The following is an 18114-nucleotide window of genomic DNA, read 5'->3' as shown; positions in this document are numbered from 1 at the left end:
TCAGAGACGATGAGGTAGATAGGTTCGAGGTGGAAGCATGGCAACATGTGCAGCTGACGAATACTAATCGATCGAGGACTTAACTAAATTTTTAATTGTCTGTCATACTTCTTATCTAGTTTTCAGGGTATATGCCCTTTGGTTTAGTGATGATAGCGAAGAGGTCACACCTGTTCCCATGCCGAACACAGTAGTTAAGCTCTTCAGCGCCGATGGTAGTTGGGCTTACGCCCTGCGAGAGTAGGACGTCGCTAAGCAAATACTTACCTAGAGCCTTACGGTTCTAGGTTTTTTTGTATCTAAAAATGGTGTATGGCTGAGTGAGAAACGATGAAAATCTGTCACAACATACAGACTTTAGACGGAAGAGCGGCTAAGTGAACATTGTGAATGTGCGTGTGTTTGTGCTATAGTTAAATAAGAATTGTAAAAAAGTATAGTAACTAATGAAGGAGCATTGCCTTATGGAAAAAATTGCGTGGGTGACTGATAGTACGTGTGGATTATCTGAAGATTTTATTAAAGAGCACAACATCTATGTTTTACCTATGATTGTAAATATTAATGATATTTCCTATCGTGAAGATGTGGAGATTAGTAAAGAAGAAGTGTATGCATTGTTGAAACAGTTTGGAGAAGGTGCGAAAACATCACAACCAGCCTATGGTGAGTTTGTTGAACTGTATGAACGCTTAGAGAAGGATTATGATAAAGCAATTGCTATTCATGCCTCAAGCGCCTTAACAGGCACTTACCAAAGCTCTGTCAGTGCTGCAAAAATGTATGAAGACATTAGTGTTGAGGTTATCGACGCTAAAGTAGGTTCATTTGCATTAGGTCAAATGATTAGAAAAGGTTTAAAAATGGCATCTGAAGGTGCAGCTTATGATGCGATTGTCAAACAATTAAGATACCATGCCGATCATTTAGAAATGTATTTGTTGCCACAAAGTTTAGACCAAATGCGGAAAAGCGGTCGGGTAAGTACGACACAATCTGTTTTCGCAAATTTATTAAACATCAACCTTATTTTGAAATTCGTTGATGGTAAAATTATTATTGATGACAAAATTAGAAGCAAGAAAAAGGCCGTACGCTATTTATTTCAAGTGATTGAAGATGCCTACAAAACAGGTGAGTTAAAAGAGTTAGGAATTATGCATGCAGGGGCTAAAGAAAAGGCTGAGGCATGGAAGCAAGAATTAATTGGCATGTTTGAAAACCTCAAGATTCAGGTAGAACCACTAGTTCCAGTTGCGGGTGTTCATACCGGACATGGAACCATGGCTATTTCTTGGTTGAAAGAATAAGACCCTATATCCCGTTTAAAAATAAATGCGTTCAGATAAAGGAAATAGATCACCAACACGGGATCTATTTCTTTCTGTATTGTTTAACAGAGAGGAGAATGAGCTGAATAAGCGACGAGAATGATGGATGTAATTTTTCACGAAGATTTTTTCACGATGAGTATGCGCTTAATACTTGCACTTATACTATCCGGTGTGATTGGGTTCGAAAGAGAAATAAATAATCACGCGGCTGGATTTAGAACACATATCCTAGTAGGGGTTAGCTCGACTTTATTGATGCTTATGTCGCTTTACGGATTCGAAAGCTATATGGAAGCGCACAGTGGATACGTTAATTTTGATCCAGCAAGGATTCCCTCATATGTAGTAAGTGGTATTGGTTTTCTAGGTGCTGGGACAATTATTGTAAACGGAATGACTGTTAAAGGCTTAACGACAGCGGCTTCGATTTGGGCAGTTGCTGGGCTGGGATTGGTAGTAGGGATAGGTATGTATGATATTGCAATCTTAACAACAATCATTATCTTACTTAGCTTAGTATTGTTAAATAAACTTGAACACCGAATGTCAAAACAACGTAATATCGTTTCATTAATGATTAGTATTCGGGATATTAACGCGATTGAAGATGTATTGAAGAAGTGCCATCAACACGATATGCAAATTAAATCTTTTAATGTCACAACGGATGAAAACGAGGATCCAACGGTCTACACGGATATACAAGTTGGAAAGGCCGTCACCTTGACGCAGCTGATAACGTCGTTAGCAAAAATGGAAGACGTTAGTCATGTCGAGGAAAAATAATACAGGTCAATTACCTAACACGTAAACACTAATCCGATGTGAGGCCTTGTAAAAGCTTTAATTGTCTAACCTAAATCTTTCGAGGACTACGTTAGAAAGGTGAACGCGGCTTTGTAAGATGCCCTCGTACATTTTGTCATTCAGGCGCTGGTTCTACAAAGAACCAGCGCTTGTTTACCGTTGAGGGAGCAACAAAGATAAGGTGAACGATTAGGAATGAATTGTTTCCTGTGATAATTAAAACCAAAGTGTCATCAGTTGCATATTAAAAGCGAATTGTATAAAATGATAGCAAGGTCAAATATAGTCAAAGTCAACAAGGAGGCCGCTGGGCTATGCGTAATATATCTGATATTATTGAAGCGCATTTAAAGAAGATTATCGAAAGAAATCAACAAAATCAAATTGAAATTAAGCGAAGTGAAATTGCTGATCAATTTTCATGTGTCCCTTCACAAATTAATTATGTGATTAATACGCGCTTTACGAAAGAGCGGGGTTATCTCGTTCAAAGTAAACGTGGAGGTGGGGGCTATATTCGAATCCAACGGGTGGTAAACAATGACGAAACAGCCCTTATTGATGAATTGATTCGTGTAATCGAACCCAAAGTTACCCAAGCGGTTGCCCTTGCAGTAATTGAACGGTTATATGAAGATGAAATAATCACCGAGCGAGAAGCGAAGTTAATGCATACAGTCATCAAACGAGAAACATTAGCTTTTCAACTACCGCTACGTGATGAAGTACGGTCTCGGATTTTAAGCGCGATGCTTGAAACACTTAAATATGAGGAAGCATAGCTAAGGAGGATACCGGAATGGAATGTGAGATTTGTCATCAACGTCCTGCAAGCTTACATGTTACCAATTATGTCGAGGGGAACAAAGAGCAACTTCACATTTGTCATCAATGTGCTGTAGATGAAGGATACGTTGAAGCAGAACAAGCCTATCAGATTCATGATTTATTAAGCGGGCTATTTAATGTAAGTCATTCGGTAAAACAACAGCGGCAAGAACGTAATAAGGAAGCCGTGGCATGTCCGACATGTAGGATGACCTATCAAGATTTTGCGAAAACGGGGAAATTCGGATGTAGTGACTGTTATCAAGCATTTGATGCACAACTGGATCCGCTACTTAGACGTGTACATAGCGGCAATACAGTGCATGTTGGGAAAGTCCCCCATCGCCAGCATGAACATTTGAAGCAAAAACAATTGATCCAAGCGTATCGTGCGCAACTTAATCAATTGATTGAAGAAGAACGCTTTGAAGAAGCTGCAACATTGCGTGATAAAATACGTGCGATAAAAGACCGCCCACCTGGTGATATGAAGGAGGCTGACTGATATGTCGTTACAATCATTCATCAATGAAGCCATTAGTCCATGGATGCAAGAAAAAGGACCAGATGATGACATTGTCTTAAGTACACGTATTCGTTTGGCACGCAATTTTCGTGCTTATCCGTTTCCGATAAAAGCAACAAGTGAACAACAACAAGCTATTTTAGATGAATTAGAAATGCATTTTTCGGCAGGCAGTAAAGGGGCTTATCAAGCGTTAGATTTTATTAATTTAACAGAGTTAACGCGGAATGAACAACAGATTCTTGTTGAAAAGCATCTGGTTAGTCCCTATTTGATTGAGCAAAACCAACTAAGTGGGATACTTTTATCGAAAAATGAGCAATTATCAATTATGATTAATGAAGAAGATCATTTAAGAACCCAATTATATTTTCCGGGCTTTCAGTTAGAATATGCATTAAAGGAAGCATTTCGGGTGGATGATTGGTTAGAAGAACAGATTGATTATGCATTTGATGAACGTCGCGGGTATTTGACAAGTTGCCCGACGAATGTTGGAACAGGGTTACGGGCATCGGTGATGGTGCACTTACCCGCGCTAACTTTAACAAAAAAATTAGCCAAGATGATACCAGCTATTAATCAATTTGGGTTAGTGGTGCGTGGTATTTATGGAGAAGGAACAGAGGCGTTAGGCAATATTTATCAAGTCTCAAATCAAGTGACGTTAGGTCGTACAGAAGAAGATATTATCGAGAATTTAACGAGTGTGGTTCGGAAATTGATTGAGCATGAACGTGAAGTGAGGCAAGTGCTTGTCAATGAATCAGAGCGGCGGCTAGAAGACCGAATTTTCCGCTCTTATGGCGTGTTAAAGCATAGTCGGATTATCGAATCAAAAGAAGCAGCCGCTTGTCTTTCGGACCTTCGTCTCGGTATTGATGTAGGGTTTTTAGAGGACATCCCAACGTCTATTCTTAATGAATTGATGGTCTTAACCCAACCTGCGTATTTGCAACACTATTATAACTCACGACTCAAGTCGACAGAACGTGATATAAAACGTGCGTCACTGATTCGTGAACGCTTAAGGTTTTAACCGATAAAAGGAGGAATTTTATATGATGTTTGGACGATTTACAGAACGTGCACAAAAAGTATTGGCGCTCTCACAAGAAGAAGCAATTCGTCTCGGTCACAATAACATTGGAACGGAACATATCTTGTTAGGCTTAATTCAAGAAGGTGAAGGAATTGCTGCGAAAGCATTGATCTCTTTAGGGCTTGAGCCAGAGAAAATTCATGATGAAGTAGAGGCCCTCATTGGTGTTGGTCAAAAACAATCACAAACGATTCACTATACACCGCGGGCTAAAAAAGTTATTGAATTATCAATGGATGAAGCAAGAAAGCTGGGCCATACGTATGTAGGAACAGAGCATATCTTATTAGGATTAATTAGAGAAGATGAAGGTGTGGCAGCGCGTGTCTTACGTAACCTTGAAGTGTCGTTGAACCGTGCGCGTCAACAAGTCTTACAACTGTTAGGGACATCAGAATCAACCCGTAAAAACCAAGGACGTAATCAAACAAATAATACTGCAGAGACACCGACCCTTGACTCATTAGCACGCGATTTAACGGTGATTGCTAAGGAAGGAAACATCGATCCAGTTATTGGTCGAGGGAAAGAAATTGCACGTGTGATTCAAGTGCTCAGCCGTCGAACGAAAAACAACCCAGTACTGATTGGTGAACCAGGGGTTGGTAAGACAGCAGTTGCCGAAGGGTTAGCACAAATGATCGTTGATAATGACGTCCCTGAAACATTACGAGATAAGCGTGTGATGACCTTGGATATGGGAACGGTCGTTGCGGGAACAAAATATCGTGGTGAGTTTGAAGATCGCCTTAAAAAAGTCATGGAAGAGATCCGTCAAGCTGGAAACATTTTACTCTTTATTGACGAATTGCATACACTTGTCGGTGCAGGTGGTGCTGAAGGAGCAATCGATGCATCGAATATTTTAAAACCATCACTAGCACGTGGTGAATTACAATGCATTGGTGCAACGACGTTGGATGAGTATCGAAAATACATTGAAAAAGATGCCGCCTTAGAACGACGATTCCAACCGATTCAAGTCGATGAACCGACATTAGAAGAATCGATTCAGATTTTACGCGGCTTACGTGATCGGTATGAAGCCCATCATCGTGTTACCATTACTGACGAAGCAATTGAAGCAGCCGTTCATTTATCAAGTCGCTACATTACGGATCGTTTCTTGCCAGATAAAGCGATTGATTTAATCGATGAAGCAGGTTCGAAAGTACGCCTACGTTCTTACACGGCACCCCCAAACTTAAAGGAACTAGAACAACGTTTAGAAGAAGCTAAAAAAGAAAAAGATGCAGCGGTCCAATCACAAGCCTTTGAAAAAGCTGCTTCATTTAGAGATAAAGAACAAAAATTACGTAAAGAATTAGAAGAAACGAAAACGCACTGGAAAGAACAACAAGGTCAAGAGGACTCAGAGGTTATTACTGAGGACATTGCTGAAGTTGTGTCGACCTGGACAGGTGTCCCTGTCTCATCGTTAACAAAAGATGAAAGCACGCGGCTATTAAACTTAGAAAATGTGCTACACAATCGTGTAATTGGCCAAGAGGAAGCGGTAGATGCTGTCTCTAAAGCAATTCGCCGTGCGCGTGCAGGTCTTAAAGACCCTAAACGCCCAATTGGTTCATTTATTTTTCTTGGCCCGACAGGGGTCGGTAAAACTGAATTAGCACGTGCGCTAGCAGAAGCAATGTTCGGTGACGAAAATTCAATGATTCGGATTGATATGAGTGAGTACATGGAGAAACATACAACCTCACGTCTTGTCGGTTCACCGCCTGGTTATGTCGGGTATGAAGAGGGCGGTCAATTAACGGAAAAGGTTCGCCGTAAACCGTATTCTGTTGTTTTACTAGATGAAATTGAAAAAGCACATCCTGAAGTATTTAATATTCTCTTGCAAGTCCTTGAAGATGGCCGATTAACTGATTCTAAAGGTCGCTTAGTCGACTTTAGAAATACCGTCCTAATTATGACATCAAACGTTGGAGCAAGTGAACTCAAAGAAACAAAATATGTTGGCTTTAACATGGAAGATGATAAAAAGGATTATCAAGACATGAAATCAAAAGTAACGGAATCGTTGAAGAAAGCTTTCCGTCCAGAGTTCTTGAACCGGATTGATGAAACCATTGTCTTCCATTCGTTGGAGAAAAAACACATGAAAAACATTGTTGATCTAATGTTGGAACAATTGAAGAAACGCTTAAACGAAATTGACTTAGACTTCACCATGTCAGATAAAGCGGTAGAGAAAATTGCCGAAGAAGGTTATGATCCTGAATATGGTGCCCGTCCGTTACGCCGATCAATTCAGAAAAATATTGAAGATTTATTATCAGAAGCACTTCTCCGCGAACAGGTAAGAAAAGGAGAAACGGTTCGAATTGGCTTAAACAGTAAGGGTAAATTTATTATTTTAGATTAACAACGAAGCTGAAAGGACGGTCTTTTCCTTTCAGCTTTTTCTCTTTGTTAGAACGAGAATGCCCAGTGAGAAGTAAAAAGAAAGTTTAGTGTGACTCGGCGAGGGTAGCGTTCTTACAAAACAGGAAGCAAGAAAGAGCTGCTGGATTTTTAAGCGTTCCATCCTTTTTACACAAATTATTTATCCCAATGTAACCCAGGCACATGTGTTTTAGGTTATAATTAATCATGAGGTGATCAAATCATGGCTAAAGCAAAAGTGAAATTTGTCTGCCAAGAGTGTGGCTATGAAAGTGCGAAGTGGATGGGGAAATGCCCAAGTTGTGGGGAGTGGAATACCATGGTAGAGGAGACGGTCGTTAAATCGTCGCCCAAACATACCGGTATCGGCTCAGATAGTGCCCAAAAACCTGAAAAAATCACCTCAATTCACACAAAAGAAGAAAAACGTATGACCACAGCAATGCCAGAGTTTAATCGGGTATTAGGTGGCGGTATCGTGCCGGGTTCACTCGTATTAATTGGTGGTGATCCGGGTATCGGTAAATCGACATTGCTTTTACAAATATCAGATCAATTGGCAACCAAGAACTATCGCGTGCTTTATATTTCAGGAGAAGAATCAACGCGACAAACGAAATTACGCGCTGACCGCTTAGCAGTGACGGCGGATGAGTTATTCGTCTTATCAGAAACCAATTTAACTTTAATTAAGGCGCAGATTGAACAACTTGACCCAGATTTTATCGTTATTGACTCGATTCAAACGATATTTAAAGATGAAGTCACGAGTGCACCAGGAAGCGTAACCCAAGTTAGAGAGTGTACCAGTGAATTGATGCGCATTGCCAAAACGAAACACGTGCCCATTTTTATTGTTGGACATGTGACGAAAGAAGGCGCGATTGCCGGACCACGTATGCTGGAGCATATGGTTGATGCTGTCCTCTACTTTGAAGGGGAACGCCATCATAGTTTCCGTATTTTACGTGGAGTAAAAAACCGGTTTGGAAGTACGAATGAAATGGGTATTTTTGAAATGAAAGAAGAGGGTTTACGTGAAGTTATGAACCCTTCTGAAATTTTTTTAGAAGAACGTTCACAAGGGATTGCTGGTTCAGTGGTGGTTGCATCGATGGAAGGCACGCGTCCAGTCTTGGTTGAAATCCAGTCATTGATTTCACCGACAAGTTTTGGAACAGCAAGGCGGATGGCGACAGGCATTGATTACAACCGCGTGCCGCTATTGATGGCTGTGCTAGAAAAGCGGGTCGGGTTAATGATGCAAAATCAAGATGCGTATGTTAAAGTCGCAGGGGGCGTTAAACTAGATGAGCCAGCCATTGATTTAGCTGTTGCCGTCAGTATCGCGTCTAGTTTTAAGGATAAGCCGTGCCGTGCACATGATGTCTTAATTGGTGAAGTTGGTTTAACCGGAGAAATCAGGCGGGTAGCCCGAATAGAACAACGGATTCAAGAAGCGGCTAAATTAGGTTTTAAACGCGCAATTATTCCGAGTCGGAATTTAGAAGGTTTGCAAGTCAATGTAGATATTGAAGTTATTGGTGTACAATCGATTCAAGAAGCATTAAATAAAACATTCGCAGATGAATAAACAAGCAAATAATGACCTTAGTTAGATGAGTAAGGCATGCCTCATGTGGGCATGAGAAAAAATATTGAGGGGGTGAAGATGGTGCTCAGAAAATTTGTGCAATTATTTATTATTATTACCGGGGGAACGATTGGTTTTTTATACTTTCCGGATGTAGTTTCACTTATTTCATTTTTACGCGGCAGTGTGATTGACCAACCGTTTATCGCGCCATATGTCGGACTTGTGTTAGGTGCCATCATTTTATATTTATTATCATTTTGGTTAGTGGATTACATTGTGAGATTTATTACATTTGCGGAGGATATTTTAATCAAAGCCCCGCTGGCAAATTTATTCTTTGGTAGTTTTGGATTAGTCATTGGCCTTGTGATTGCGTATATTATTAATCAACCAATACAAGATTTTGAAGTGATCATCATTTCACAAATTGCGCCGCTATTTGTGACCGCTTTGCTTGGGTATTTAGGGTTTCAAGTTGGTTTTCAGCGGCGGGATGAATTTTTAAACTTACTGACGCTTGCTAAACGTGAGAAGGAACCGAAAGCCGTAGAGGAAGACCCAGCCGTCAAAGCTCCGAAAAAGAAATTGTTAGATACGAGTGTAATTATCGATGGGCGGATTGCAGATATTTGTCAAACAGCCTTTTTAGAAGGCACACTCGTTATTCCGATGTTTGTCTTAGAAGAGTTGCAGCACATTGCAGACTCATCAGATGCGTTGAAGCGTAATCGCGGGAGACGAGGGTTAGACGTCTTGAATCGCTTACAGAAAGACATTCCAATCGATGTGGAAATGTATGATGGAGATTTTGAAGAGATCCAGGAAGTGGATAGCAAACTTGTGAAATTAGCAAAAGTGATGGACGGAATTGTCGTCACGAATGACTTTAATTTAAATAAAGTGTGTGAGTTTCAAAATGTACAAGTCTTAAACATTAATGACTTAGCTAATGCTGTCAAACCGGTGGTTCTACCTGGCGAAGAGTTAATGGTCCAAGTGATTAAAGACGGGAAAGAACAAAACCAAGGGGTAGCTTATCTTGATGATGGCACGATGATTGTTGTCGAAGAAGGACGTAATTACATTGGCGAGACAATCGACGTGATCATTACAAGTGTTTTACAAACCTCAGCAGGTCGAATGATCTTTGCTAAACCAAAAGCACTTGAAAAAGCGCAATAAAAAAGGTATAACAGATAGAGAAGAAAAAGTGATAACCGTCGTTATCACTTTTTCTTATGCCAATGTGTGTAAGTAAGGCAATCGACACCGGTAGGTAGGGTTATGCATCTTACTTGTTGACGAGAGGCCTGCTTCTTCCAGCGTTTTGTCGCTCGGTAGAGGGCATGAAACAGCAATTCAAATAAAAGATTGCAATTGGTGAGCAAAAAGCAGAAAAAAATGATAAACTAAGGAAAGACAAACATGAGACGATTGAAAGGGGAACATATATTATGTCAAACGATGTACGGGTACGCTATGCACCAAGTCCAACGGGACATTTGCATATTGGTAACGCAAGAACAGCACTATTCAATTACTTATTTACGAAACACTTCGGTGGAAAATTCATCATTAGAACAGAAGACACTGACCAGAAACGCAACGTAGAGGGCGGCGAAGAAAGTCAGTTAAACTATCTGAAATGGTTAGGCTTAACGTGGGATGAAGGGGCAGATGTCGGTGGTGACTATGGCCCGTATCGGCAAATGGAGCGTTTAGATATTTATGAAAAATATGTAAACGAATTATTAGAACGAGGCCTTGCTTATAAATGCTACATGACAGAAGAAGAGTTAGATCTAGAGCGCGAGGAACAACGGCGTAATCATCAAACCCCTAAATATTCAGGTGCACACCGTGATTTATCAGCGGCACAAATCGAAGCATTTGAAAAAGAAGGGCGCGAAGCAAGCATTCGTTTCCGTGTACCAGAAAACACAAGCTATACCTTTAACGATATTGTGCGTGGTGATATTACCTTTGAATCAAGCGATTTCGGCGACTGGGTCATGGTGAAAAAGAATGGCATTCCGACCTATAACTTTGCCGTTGCTGTTGATGATCACTTAATGGAAATCTCCCATGTGTTGCGCGGGGAAGAGCATATTTCTAACACCCCAAAACAACGGATGATTTTTGATGCGTTTGGTTGGGAAGCGCCACAATACGGTCATATGACATTAATCTTAAACGAAGAACGTAAAAAACTAAGTAAACGTGATCAGCATATCTTACAGTTCATTGAACAGTATAAAAACTTAGGTTATTTGCCAGAAGCGATGTTTAACTTTATTGGCCTACTGGGTTGGTCACCGGTTGGGGAAGAAGAGATTTTCACCCACGACCAATTTGTTGAAATTTTTGACCCAGAACGTTTGTCAACGTCAGCCGCCATCTTCGATCCCGTCAAACTAAAATGGATGAACAATCAATACATCAAACAATTATCAGCTGAAGAAGTGGTTGAATTAACCATGCCACACCTAATGAAAGCGGGTAAATTAACCGATGATATGAGTGAAGCTACCAAGCAATGGGCAACGGATGTGATTTTACTTTATAAAGATCAATTAAACTATGGCGCTGAAATTATTGAATTAACGGAGTTATTCTTCCAAACCGACTTGGTGTATGGTGAGAAGGAACAAGCAGTCCTTGCTGAAGAACAAGTCAACACCGTGCTCACGCATTTCTTGTCGGAACTTGAAGCACTTGAAAGCTTAGATGCAGATGCTGTTAAAGCAGCAATTAAAGCAACTCAAAAAGCAACAAAAGTAAAAGGAAAAGGTTTGTTTATGCCGATTCGTGTTGCAACAACGGGTCAGATGCACGGACCAGAATTACCACAAGCGATCGCCTTACTCGGAAAAGCGGTTGTCACGACACGTTTAAAAGCACTTATTTCTGAGGCATCATAAAACGATAAAAACAGAGATGAGGAAGGTATATATAACAGACTTAACAGAAGAGAAAACCACCATGGCTGGAAGTGGTTTTAAGTCGTATGTATACAGTGCCCCTCGGAGTTCTTTAGTCGAACAAGAGTAGATTAAAGCGGTGATACCATCGTTATCAAAGATAAGTTTGGGGTAGTTGTTTTACCTAAACAGAGTGGAACCGCGCGAAAAGGCGTCTCTGTGTCATCAATACACAGAGGCGTCTTTTTGTCTTTTTTTAATGGAGGTGACGATAAATATGCAACTATTTAAACGCATGAAAGAAGATATTGAAGTAATTTTTGACCAAGACCCAGCAGCGCGTTCCTATGTAGAAGTCATCCTTACTTATGCAGGCCTGCATGCTGTCTGGTCGCACCGATTAGCGCACTTTTTTTACCGACAGAAATTCTTTTTCATTGCCCGTGTTATTTCGCAAATCAGTCGCTTTTTCACAGGGATTGAAATTCACCCAGGGGCTAAGATTGGTCGGCGCTTTTTTATTGATCATGGCATGGGTGTTGTAATTGGTGAAACGTGTGAAATCGGCAATAATGTGACCATCTATCAAGGGGTAACATTAGGAGGAACAGGTAAACAAAAAGGAAAGCGTCACCCAACCTTGAAAGACAATACCCTCGTAGCTTCGGGTGCGAAAGTATTAGGGGCGATCACAATCGGATTAAATTCTAAAGTTGGTGCAGGATCGGTCGTCTTAGAGGATGTCCCTGAGTATTCGACAGTGGTTGGTATTCCTGGTCATGTCGTTATTCAAAATGGTAAAAAAGTTCGGAAAGATCTCGACCATAATAAATTACCAGATCCTGTGGATGATTGTTTAGAAGAATTAAAAGAAGAAGTACGTGCGTTAAAACAAATGGTCGACCAACTAAAAGGAGTGAACACGCGTGACGATTAAGTTATATAATACACTGACCCGTAAAAAAGAGTTGTTTCAATCCATCGAAGCAAATAAAGTAAAAATGTATGTGTGTGGACCAACGGTCTATAACTATATTCATATTGGTAACGCTCGACCAGCGGTCGTGTTCGATACCGTGCGTCGTTATTTAGAATACCGTAACTATGACGTAGATTATGTATTAAATTTCACCGATGTGGATGATAAGCTTATTAAAGCAGCTAAAGCGGCGAACACGGATGTTTTAACATTAAGTGACCGCTACATTGAAGCGTATAAAGCAGATACAGCGAGTCTTGGTGTGAAAGAAGCCACTCACTACCCACGCGTAACGGATACGATGCCAGAGATCATCGCTTTTATTAAAGCATTGATTGACAAAGGTTTTGCTTATGTCGTGGCAGGGGATGTTTACTTTAGAGTCCGTAAGTATGAAGATTACGGCAAATTGTCACATCAATCATTAGATGATTTGCGTTCGGGTGCTCGGATTGATGTTGATAGACGAAAAGAAGACCCGCTTGATTTTGCTTTATGGAAAGATGCGAAAGCAGATGAATTATACTGGGAAGCACCATGGGGTAAAGGGCGCCCAGGATGGCATATCGAATGTTCAGCCATGGCAAAAGCACATTTAGGTGAAACGATTGATATTCATGCCGGTGGACAAGACCTTGCATTTCCGCATCACGAAAATGAGATTGCCCAATCAGAAAGTTGCAATGGCCATACATTCGCAAATTACTGGCTCCATAACGGCTATATTAATATTGAGGATGAAAAAATGTCAAAATCAATTGGTAACATTGTGTTAACACGAGAGTTGTTAGAACAATTTGACGGGATACTGATTCGCTACTTTATCTTAAGCGTGCATTACCGTTCGCCGATTAATTTTAGTATGGGCTTACTTGAACAAGCGAAGGCTGGTTTTAATCGACTTAAAACAGCTTATCAACGGGCCCAAGAAGTGACCCAAGATCTCGAGCTGGGGGAAACGGAAGTGGTAAAGGAGAAAGTGATTAAACTTAGACGCGATTTTGAAGATGCGATGGATGATGACTTTAACACAGCCAATGCGCTGGCGGTGCTTTTTGATTTAGCTAAGCAAATTAATCTTTATCTTCAAGAAGAGACACGGTTTGCGGGTGATCTACATGCGTATATCGGTCTGTTTGATGAGCTTCTTACTGTGCTCGGTCTGACATTTGAAGCGGATCAAGTGTTACTTGATGAAGCTGTCGAGCGATTGATTGAAGAAAGAGAAACAGCACGAAAAAATCGTGATTTCAAGCGGGCTGATGAGCTGCGTGATCAGTTGGTAGATCAAGGCATCTTATTGGAAGATACTGCTGGTGGCACACGTTGGAAGCGAGGGTAACGCGATGAAAGAAAATGATGTTCTGCAAATGAAAAGCTTAGCACTGGCATATATGGGTGATGTACTTTATGAAGTGTATGTGCGTGATCACCTCATTCGGTTAGGGAAAGTGAATGTCAATCGTCTCCATCAAGCGGCGGTGACATTTGTGAGTGCGAAGCAACAAGCTAAAGTATTGCGTTATTGGCTTAGTGAGGACGTGTTGACGGAGGAAGAACTGAGTGTGGTTAGGCGTGGACGTAATGCGAAATCAAAAACGGTACCAAAAAATACCGATGTAATGACATACCGCTATAGCACGGGGTTTGAGGCGTTACTGGGCTTTCATTATTTCTGTGAGCATCAAGAACGCCTTGACCATCTTTTAACGGAAGCGGTAAATTATATTGAAAAGGATGTGGCAGATAATGCGTGATCAAGCACATGAACAAGCGACTGACGAGTGGATCATTGGTAAGAATCCCGTTGTAGAAGCGCTAAAAAGTGAACGAGCCATCAACAAGGTGTTTATCCAGGATCAACTGAATCCAAAGACAACCCAGCAATTGAATCGCTTAGCGAAAGAAAAAGGAATCATTGTTAAAAAAGTGCCAAAGAAAAAACTTGACCAGTTGGTTGATGGCACACACCAAGGTATTGTTGCTTCTGTAGCAGCTTACCAATATGCGACACTTGATGATTTATTTGACCGCGCGAAGGCGAAAGAAGAACAACCATTTTTCATGTTACTTGATGAAATAGAAGACCCTCATAATTTAGGCTCAATATTACGGACCGCGGATGCGGTCGGTTGCCATGGGGTGATCATTCCGAAACGACGTGCAGTTGGGTTAACAGCGACGGTCGCAAAAACATCAGCTGGTGCGATAGAGTATGTCCCGGTTGTGCGGATTACGAATATGGCCCAAACGATTGACCATTTAAAAGAACGTGGGGTGTGGGTCGTCGGCACTGAAGCGGATGCTGATAAAGATTATCGTGAATTGGAAAGTGATATGCCGCTTGCGCTTGTCATCGGGAATGAAGGCAAAGGAATGAGCCGCTTAGTTAAAGAAAAATGTGATTGGACGATAAAATTAGCGATGGATGGTCATGTTTCCTCACTTAATGCCTCAGTTGCTGCCAGTTTGCTTATGTATGAAGTCTATCGCAACCGCCATCCACTGGGGAATTAAGGATGGATGTCTTATTGGTCGACGGCTATAACATGATTGGTGACTGGCCAGAACTACAGGTACTAAAAGATAAAGATTTAGATCAGGCAAGGCAAATCTTAATTGAGAAGATGGCTGAATATAAGGCTTATCGTGGTTATCGCGTCATTGTTGTCTTTGATGCCTATGAAGTAAAAGGACTTGGATCGGAAGACAATAAATACGACGTTGAGATTATTTACACGAGGGAAAAAGAAACAGCTGATGAGTGTATAGAACGCTTAGTGAAACAGTTGAAGAATGTTAGAACGAAAGTGTATGTAGCGACAAGCGATTACACAGAACAACGGACCATCTTTCAACAAGGTGCTTACCGAAAATCTGCCCGTGAACTTGAACTGGAAATTAAGCATATTCAAGCGGAAATCACGGAAGATTTGGTCCGTTATAAAGCACAAAAACAAACGCGGCAACCGATTGTTAACGATACGGTCTGGGAAGCACTAGAAAAAATGCGCCGTGGAGAATGATGTTAACGCGCAACCTAACTTTTTAAAAAGCTAAAAGTTAGGTTGTCAGCTTATCGGTGTACTTAAAGTGGTTGACGGAATTAAAGCGCTTACTGTATAATATTTCTAGTGTGTCCTTTTTAGGAGGTGATTGCTTTTGTATCAACAAGACCTAGGTATGGATAATGAACAAATAACGTATGAACAGCTATCAGACGAGCGCTTAACGGCTTATGTGAAAGCTGGGGACCCATTAGCGCTGGAATACCTGATCCAAAAATACCGTGGGTTTGTGAGAAAAAAAGCAGGCACGTATTTCTTAGTTGGGGCAGATTATGAGGATATCGTTCAAGAAGGCATGGTCGGTCTTTATAAAGCGGTCCGCGATTTTGATGACAGTTATCAAGCGAGTTTTCGTGCCTTTGCGGAGCTTTGCGTGACAAGACAAATGATAACAGCAATCAAAGCGGCGACGCGTTTAAAACATAGCCCATTAAATTCTTATGTCTCATTAGACAAACCGATGTATGATGAAGAGTCTGAACGCACACTCCTGGATGTTTTAGGTGACCAACAATATGTCATCGATCCTGAAGCGCAACTGATTAGCCAGGAGCAAAAAGGAATATTTCACGGTAAACTAGATAAAGCTTTGACAAGTCTAGAACGAGAGGTATTGTATTTGTATCTTGAGGGATTGACCTATCAAGAGATATCAACGACACTGAATCGTCACGTCAAGTCGATTGATAACGCTCTACAGAGAATCAAGCGCAAACTCGAGCGCGACTTTGATTGGTCATTGCTTAAAATCTAACCATAAGCAGGACTTTTTTCACAAGTTAAGTTGACACCAGTTAGTTATTAATGCTACATTAATAATGATGAACAAAGTTAGGGTGAAAAAAATGAAAAAGAAAATTGTACTCGCTTGTACAGAGTGTTTAAGCCGAAATTATCATTCGGATAAAAATACAGCAAATGCCGTGCGTTTAGAACTTAAAAAGTTTTGTAAGAGATGTAATAAACACACGCTACATCGTGAAACGAAATAGATTGAGCCATTATTTTATTTTTAGGTTTGGAGGAACACATTGTGAAATTAGTATCATTTTTTAAAAACGTCTCACGTGAAATGAAAAAAGTTTCTTGGCCGGGTAGAAAAGAATTAACAAACTCTACGATTACAGTGATCGCAACTGTTGCTTTTATTGCGCTCTTTTTCGTTATTGTTGATTTAGGAATTACGGAAATTTTAAATCTTTTATTTGAATAGTCATTCTATGAAGTGAAATATATGAATCTATGCTATAATAAAAGAAGCGAATGAAACATTTGTCTTTAAAACCCGTCTTTTTGCGGGTTTTTTAAATTGGAGAAATTTATGGTTATTAACAAAAAAGCAAAGGGAGGGTTTAAAAGATGGAAAAACAATGGTATGTTGTGCATACGTACTCAGGTTATGAGAACAAAGTGATGGCAAATCTTGAGAAGCGTCTTGCTTCTATGGGCATGGAAGATAAAATTTTCCGCATTCTTGTACCTGAAGATGAAGAAACTGAAATCAAAAATGGTAAAAAGAAAGTGGCGAAGAAAAAAGTCTTTCCAGGTTATGTGTTGGCCGAGATGATTATGACGGACGATTCGTGGTATGTGGTGCGAAATACACCAGGTGTCACTGGGTTTGTTGGGTCTGCCGGATCCGGTTCAAAACCTACACCACTCTTGCCAGAAGAAGCGGAAACGATTCTCAAGCGCATGGGTATGAAAGAAAATGTTATCGAGATTGATTACGATATCGGTGATCAAGTCACCGTCACAGATGGTGCGTTTATCGGACGTGAAGGTGTCATTAAAGAAATCGATGCAGACCGTCAGAAGGTTAAAGTACACGTGGATATGTTTGGTCGTGAAACACCAGTTGAACTTGATTATCAACAAGTTGAACGCATGTCCTAAATAAAAATTTAGCGAATTGTAATTCCTGCCCTTGCATTATTTGTTCGGGCGTGCTAAAATTTTAATGTTCTTTATGCCTCGAGTATAAGGTTATATAGTATATGAAATTTGAGTGGGAGGGTCAACACCCTTTGACCACATCACGGACTTAAGGAGGTGTGTCTCGTGGCTAAAAAAGTAATTAAGGTAGTGAAACTTCAAATCCCAGCAGGGAAAGCAAATCCAGCTCCACCGGTAGGACCTGCATTAGGTCAAGCAGGTGTGAACATTATGGGATTCTGTAAAGAATTTAATGCGCGTACTCAAGAGCAAGCTGGTCTTATTATTCCAGTAGAAATCTCAGTATTTGAGGACCGTTCATTTACATTTATCACAAAAACTCCACCAGCTGCTGTATTGCTTAAGAAAGCAGCGGGTATCGAAACTGCATCAGGTGAACCAAACCGCAACAAAGTTGCAACGTTGAAGCGTGATCAAGTAAAAGAAATCGCAGAAACAAAAATGCCTGATTTAAACGCAGCTGACGTAGAAGCAGCAATGCGCATGGTTGAAGGTACTGCACGTAGCATGGGAATCGTTATCGAGGACTAATCAACGTGTGTAAGGAGAAGGTTGCGGTAATGGCTTTTGTCATGTCGCAACCTTTT

Annotated in this window: 19 protein-coding genes, 2 rRNA genes and 1 other annotated feature; all 21 genes read left to right on the top strand. The window is 40.7% G+C overall.

What is annotated here, in order from left to right:
• Positions 1–87: ribosomal RNA gene (locus DES38_RS10560) — 23S ribosomal RNA — on the top strand; the annotation flags it as partial.
• Between the two features lie 55 nt (positions 88–142).
• Positions 143–257, top strand: a 5S ribosomal RNA gene (gene rrf, locus DES38_RS10555).
• Positions 258–464: 207 nt separating this feature from the next.
• Entirely contained in the window at positions 465–1310 is an 846-nt protein-coding gene (locus tag DES38_RS10550) for a DegV family protein (protein ID WP_110252075.1), read from the top strand.
• 156 nt (positions 1311–1466) lie between these two features.
• Positions 1467–2120, top strand: coding sequence for an MgtC/SapB family protein (locus DES38_RS10545; protein WP_245882006.1), 654 nt, complete (start codon positions 1467–1469; stop codon positions 2118–2120).
• A 335-nt stretch (positions 2121–2455) separates the two neighbouring features.
• Positions 2456–2923 carry a CtsR family transcriptional regulator gene (locus tag DES38_RS10540; RefSeq protein WP_110252073.1) on the top strand — a complete coding sequence of 156 codons (468 nt, stop codon included), beginning with the start codon at positions 2456–2458 and terminating at the stop codon, positions 2921–2923.
• Between the two features lie 17 nt (positions 2924–2940).
• Positions 2941–3474 carry a protein-arginine kinase activator protein McsA gene (gene mcsA, locus DES38_RS10535; protein ID WP_110252072.1) on the top strand — a complete coding sequence of 178 codons (534 nt, stop codon included), beginning with the start codon at positions 2941–2943 and terminating at the stop codon, positions 3472–3474.
• A 1-nt stretch (position 3475) separates the two neighbouring features.
• Positions 3476–4534: a protein-arginine kinase McsB gene (gene mcsB / locus DES38_RS10530; protein WP_110252071.1), complete on the top strand. Its 1059-nt coding sequence runs from the start codon at positions 3476–3478 to the stop codon at positions 4532–4534.
• Positions 4535–4556: 22 nt separating this feature from the next.
• Positions 4557–6986 carry an ATP-dependent Clp protease ATP-binding subunit gene (locus tag DES38_RS10525; RefSeq protein ID WP_110252070.1) on the top strand — a complete coding sequence of 810 codons (2430 nt, stop codon included), beginning with the start codon at positions 4557–4559 and terminating at the stop codon, positions 6984–6986.
• Between the two features lie 243 nt (positions 6987–7229).
• Positions 7230–8600: a DNA repair protein RadA gene (gene radA / locus DES38_RS10520; RefSeq protein WP_110252069.1), complete on the top strand. Its 1371-nt coding sequence runs from the start codon at positions 7230–7232 to the stop codon at positions 8598–8600.
• Between the two features lie 81 nt (positions 8601–8681).
• Positions 8682–9785 carry a PIN/TRAM domain-containing protein gene (locus DES38_RS10515; protein ID WP_110252077.1) on the top strand — a complete coding sequence of 368 codons (1104 nt, stop codon included), beginning with the start codon at positions 8682–8684 and terminating at the stop codon, positions 9783–9785.
• Positions 9786–10057: 272 nt separating this feature from the next.
• Positions 10058–11524, top strand: a complete 1467-nt coding sequence (gltX, locus tag DES38_RS10510; protein WP_110252068.1) for a glutamate--tRNA ligase — start codon at positions 10058–10060, stop codon at positions 11522–11524.
• A 4-nt stretch (positions 11525–11528) separates the two neighbouring features.
• Positions 11529–11746, top strand: a binding site (T-box leader).
• 55 nt (positions 11747–11801) lie between these two features.
• Positions 11802–12461, top strand: coding sequence for a serine O-acetyltransferase (cysE, locus tag DES38_RS10505; RefSeq protein WP_110252067.1), 660 nt, complete (start codon positions 11802–11804; stop codon positions 12459–12461).
• On the top strand, positions 12451–13845 hold the full coding sequence (gene cysS, locus DES38_RS10500) for a cysteine--tRNA ligase (RefSeq protein WP_110252066.1): 1395 nt from the start codon (positions 12451–12453) through the stop codon (positions 13843–13845). Before cysE ends, cysS begins: the two co-directional genes overlap by 11 nt.
• A 4-nt stretch (positions 13846–13849) precedes the next feature.
• Entirely contained in the window at positions 13850–14260 is a 411-nt protein-coding gene (locus DES38_RS10495; protein ID WP_110252065.1) for a Mini-ribonuclease 3, read from the top strand.
• Positions 14253–15020 carry a 23S rRNA (guanosine(2251)-2'-O)-methyltransferase RlmB gene (gene rlmB / locus DES38_RS10490; RefSeq protein ID WP_110252064.1) on the top strand — a complete coding sequence of 256 codons (768 nt, stop codon included), beginning with the start codon at positions 14253–14255 and terminating at the stop codon, positions 15018–15020. Before DES38_RS10495 ends, rlmB begins: the two co-directional genes overlap by 8 nt.
• A gap of 2 nt (positions 15021–15022) precedes the next feature.
• Positions 15023–15529, top strand: a complete 507-nt coding sequence (locus DES38_RS10485) for an NYN domain-containing protein (RefSeq protein ID WP_110252063.1) — start codon at positions 15023–15025, stop codon at positions 15527–15529.
• Between the two features lie 157 nt (positions 15530–15686).
• Positions 15687–16325: an RNA polymerase sporulation sigma factor SigH gene (sigH, locus tag DES38_RS10480; protein WP_211305862.1), complete on the top strand. Its 639-nt coding sequence runs from the start codon at positions 15687–15689 to the stop codon at positions 16323–16325.
• A gap of 91 nt (positions 16326–16416) precedes the next feature.
• On the top strand, positions 16417–16563 hold the full coding sequence (gene rpmG / locus DES38_RS10475) for a 50S ribosomal protein L33 (RefSeq protein WP_110252061.1): 147 nt from the start codon (positions 16417–16419) through the stop codon (positions 16561–16563).
• A 41-nt stretch (positions 16564–16604) separates the two neighbouring features.
• Positions 16605–16784, top strand: a complete 180-nt coding sequence (gene secE / locus DES38_RS10470; protein WP_211305861.1) for a preprotein translocase subunit SecE — start codon at positions 16605–16607, stop codon at positions 16782–16784.
• 146 nt (positions 16785–16930) lie between these two features.
• Entirely contained in the window at positions 16931–17467 is a 537-nt protein-coding gene (gene nusG / locus DES38_RS10465; protein WP_110252060.1) for a transcription termination/antitermination protein NusG, read from the top strand.
• Between the two features lie 165 nt (positions 17468–17632).
• Positions 17633–18058, top strand: a complete 426-nt coding sequence (gene rplK, locus DES38_RS10460) for a 50S ribosomal protein L11 (RefSeq protein ID WP_146206377.1) — start codon at positions 17633–17635, stop codon at positions 18056–18058.
• The last annotated feature ends 56 nt before the right edge of the window (positions 18059–18114 follow it).

The organism is Streptohalobacillus salinus, from assembly GCF_003201605.1.
GTDB lineage: Bacteria > Bacillota > Bacilli > Bacillales > Amphibacillaceae > Streptohalobacillus > Streptohalobacillus salinus.
This window is presented reverse-complemented; position numbering and strand designations above follow the sequence as displayed.

Coding starts and splice junctions, on each gene's coding strand:
- DES38_RS10550 (WP_110252075.1), top strand. CDS start 465: ATGGAAAAAATTGCGTGGGTGACTGATAGTACGTGTGGATTATCTGAA.
- DES38_RS10545 (WP_245882006.1), top strand. CDS start 1,467: ATGAGTATGCGCTTAATACTTGCACTTATACTATCCGGTGTGATTGGG.
- DES38_RS10540 (WP_110252073.1), top strand. CDS start 2,456: ATGCGTAATATATCTGATATTATTGAAGCGCATTTAAAGAAGATTATC.
- mcsA (WP_110252072.1), top strand. CDS start 2,941: ATGGAATGTGAGATTTGTCATCAACGTCCTGCAAGCTTACATGTTACC.
- mcsB (WP_110252071.1), top strand. CDS start 3,476: ATGTCGTTACAATCATTCATCAATGAAGCCATTAGTCCATGGATGCAA.
- DES38_RS10525 (WP_110252070.1), top strand. CDS start 4,557: ATGATGTTTGGACGATTTACAGAACGTGCACAAAAAGTATTGGCGCTC.
- radA (WP_110252069.1), top strand. CDS start 7,230: ATGGCTAAAGCAAAAGTGAAATTTGTCTGCCAAGAGTGTGGCTATGAA.
- gltX (WP_110252068.1), top strand. CDS start 10,058: ATGTCAAACGATGTACGGGTACGCTATGCACCAAGTCCAACGGGACAT.
- cysE (WP_110252067.1), top strand. CDS start 11,802: ATGCAACTATTTAAACGCATGAAAGAAGATATTGAAGTAATTTTTGAC.
- DES38_RS10495 (WP_110252065.1), top strand. CDS start 13,850: ATGAAAGAAAATGATGTTCTGCAAATGAAAAGCTTAGCACTGGCATAT.
- rlmB (WP_110252064.1), top strand. CDS start 14,253: ATGCGTGATCAAGCACATGAACAAGCGACTGACGAGTGGATCATTGGT.
- DES38_RS10485 (WP_110252063.1), top strand. CDS start 15,023: ATGGATGTCTTATTGGTCGACGGCTATAACATGATTGGTGACTGGCCA.
- sigH (WP_211305862.1), top strand. CDS start 15,687: ATGGATAATGAACAAATAACGTATGAACAGCTATCAGACGAGCGCTTA.
- rpmG (WP_110252061.1), top strand. CDS start 16,417: ATGAAAAAGAAAATTGTACTCGCTTGTACAGAGTGTTTAAGCCGAAAT.
- nusG (WP_110252060.1), top strand. CDS start 16,931: ATGGAAAAACAATGGTATGTTGTGCATACGTACTCAGGTTATGAGAAC.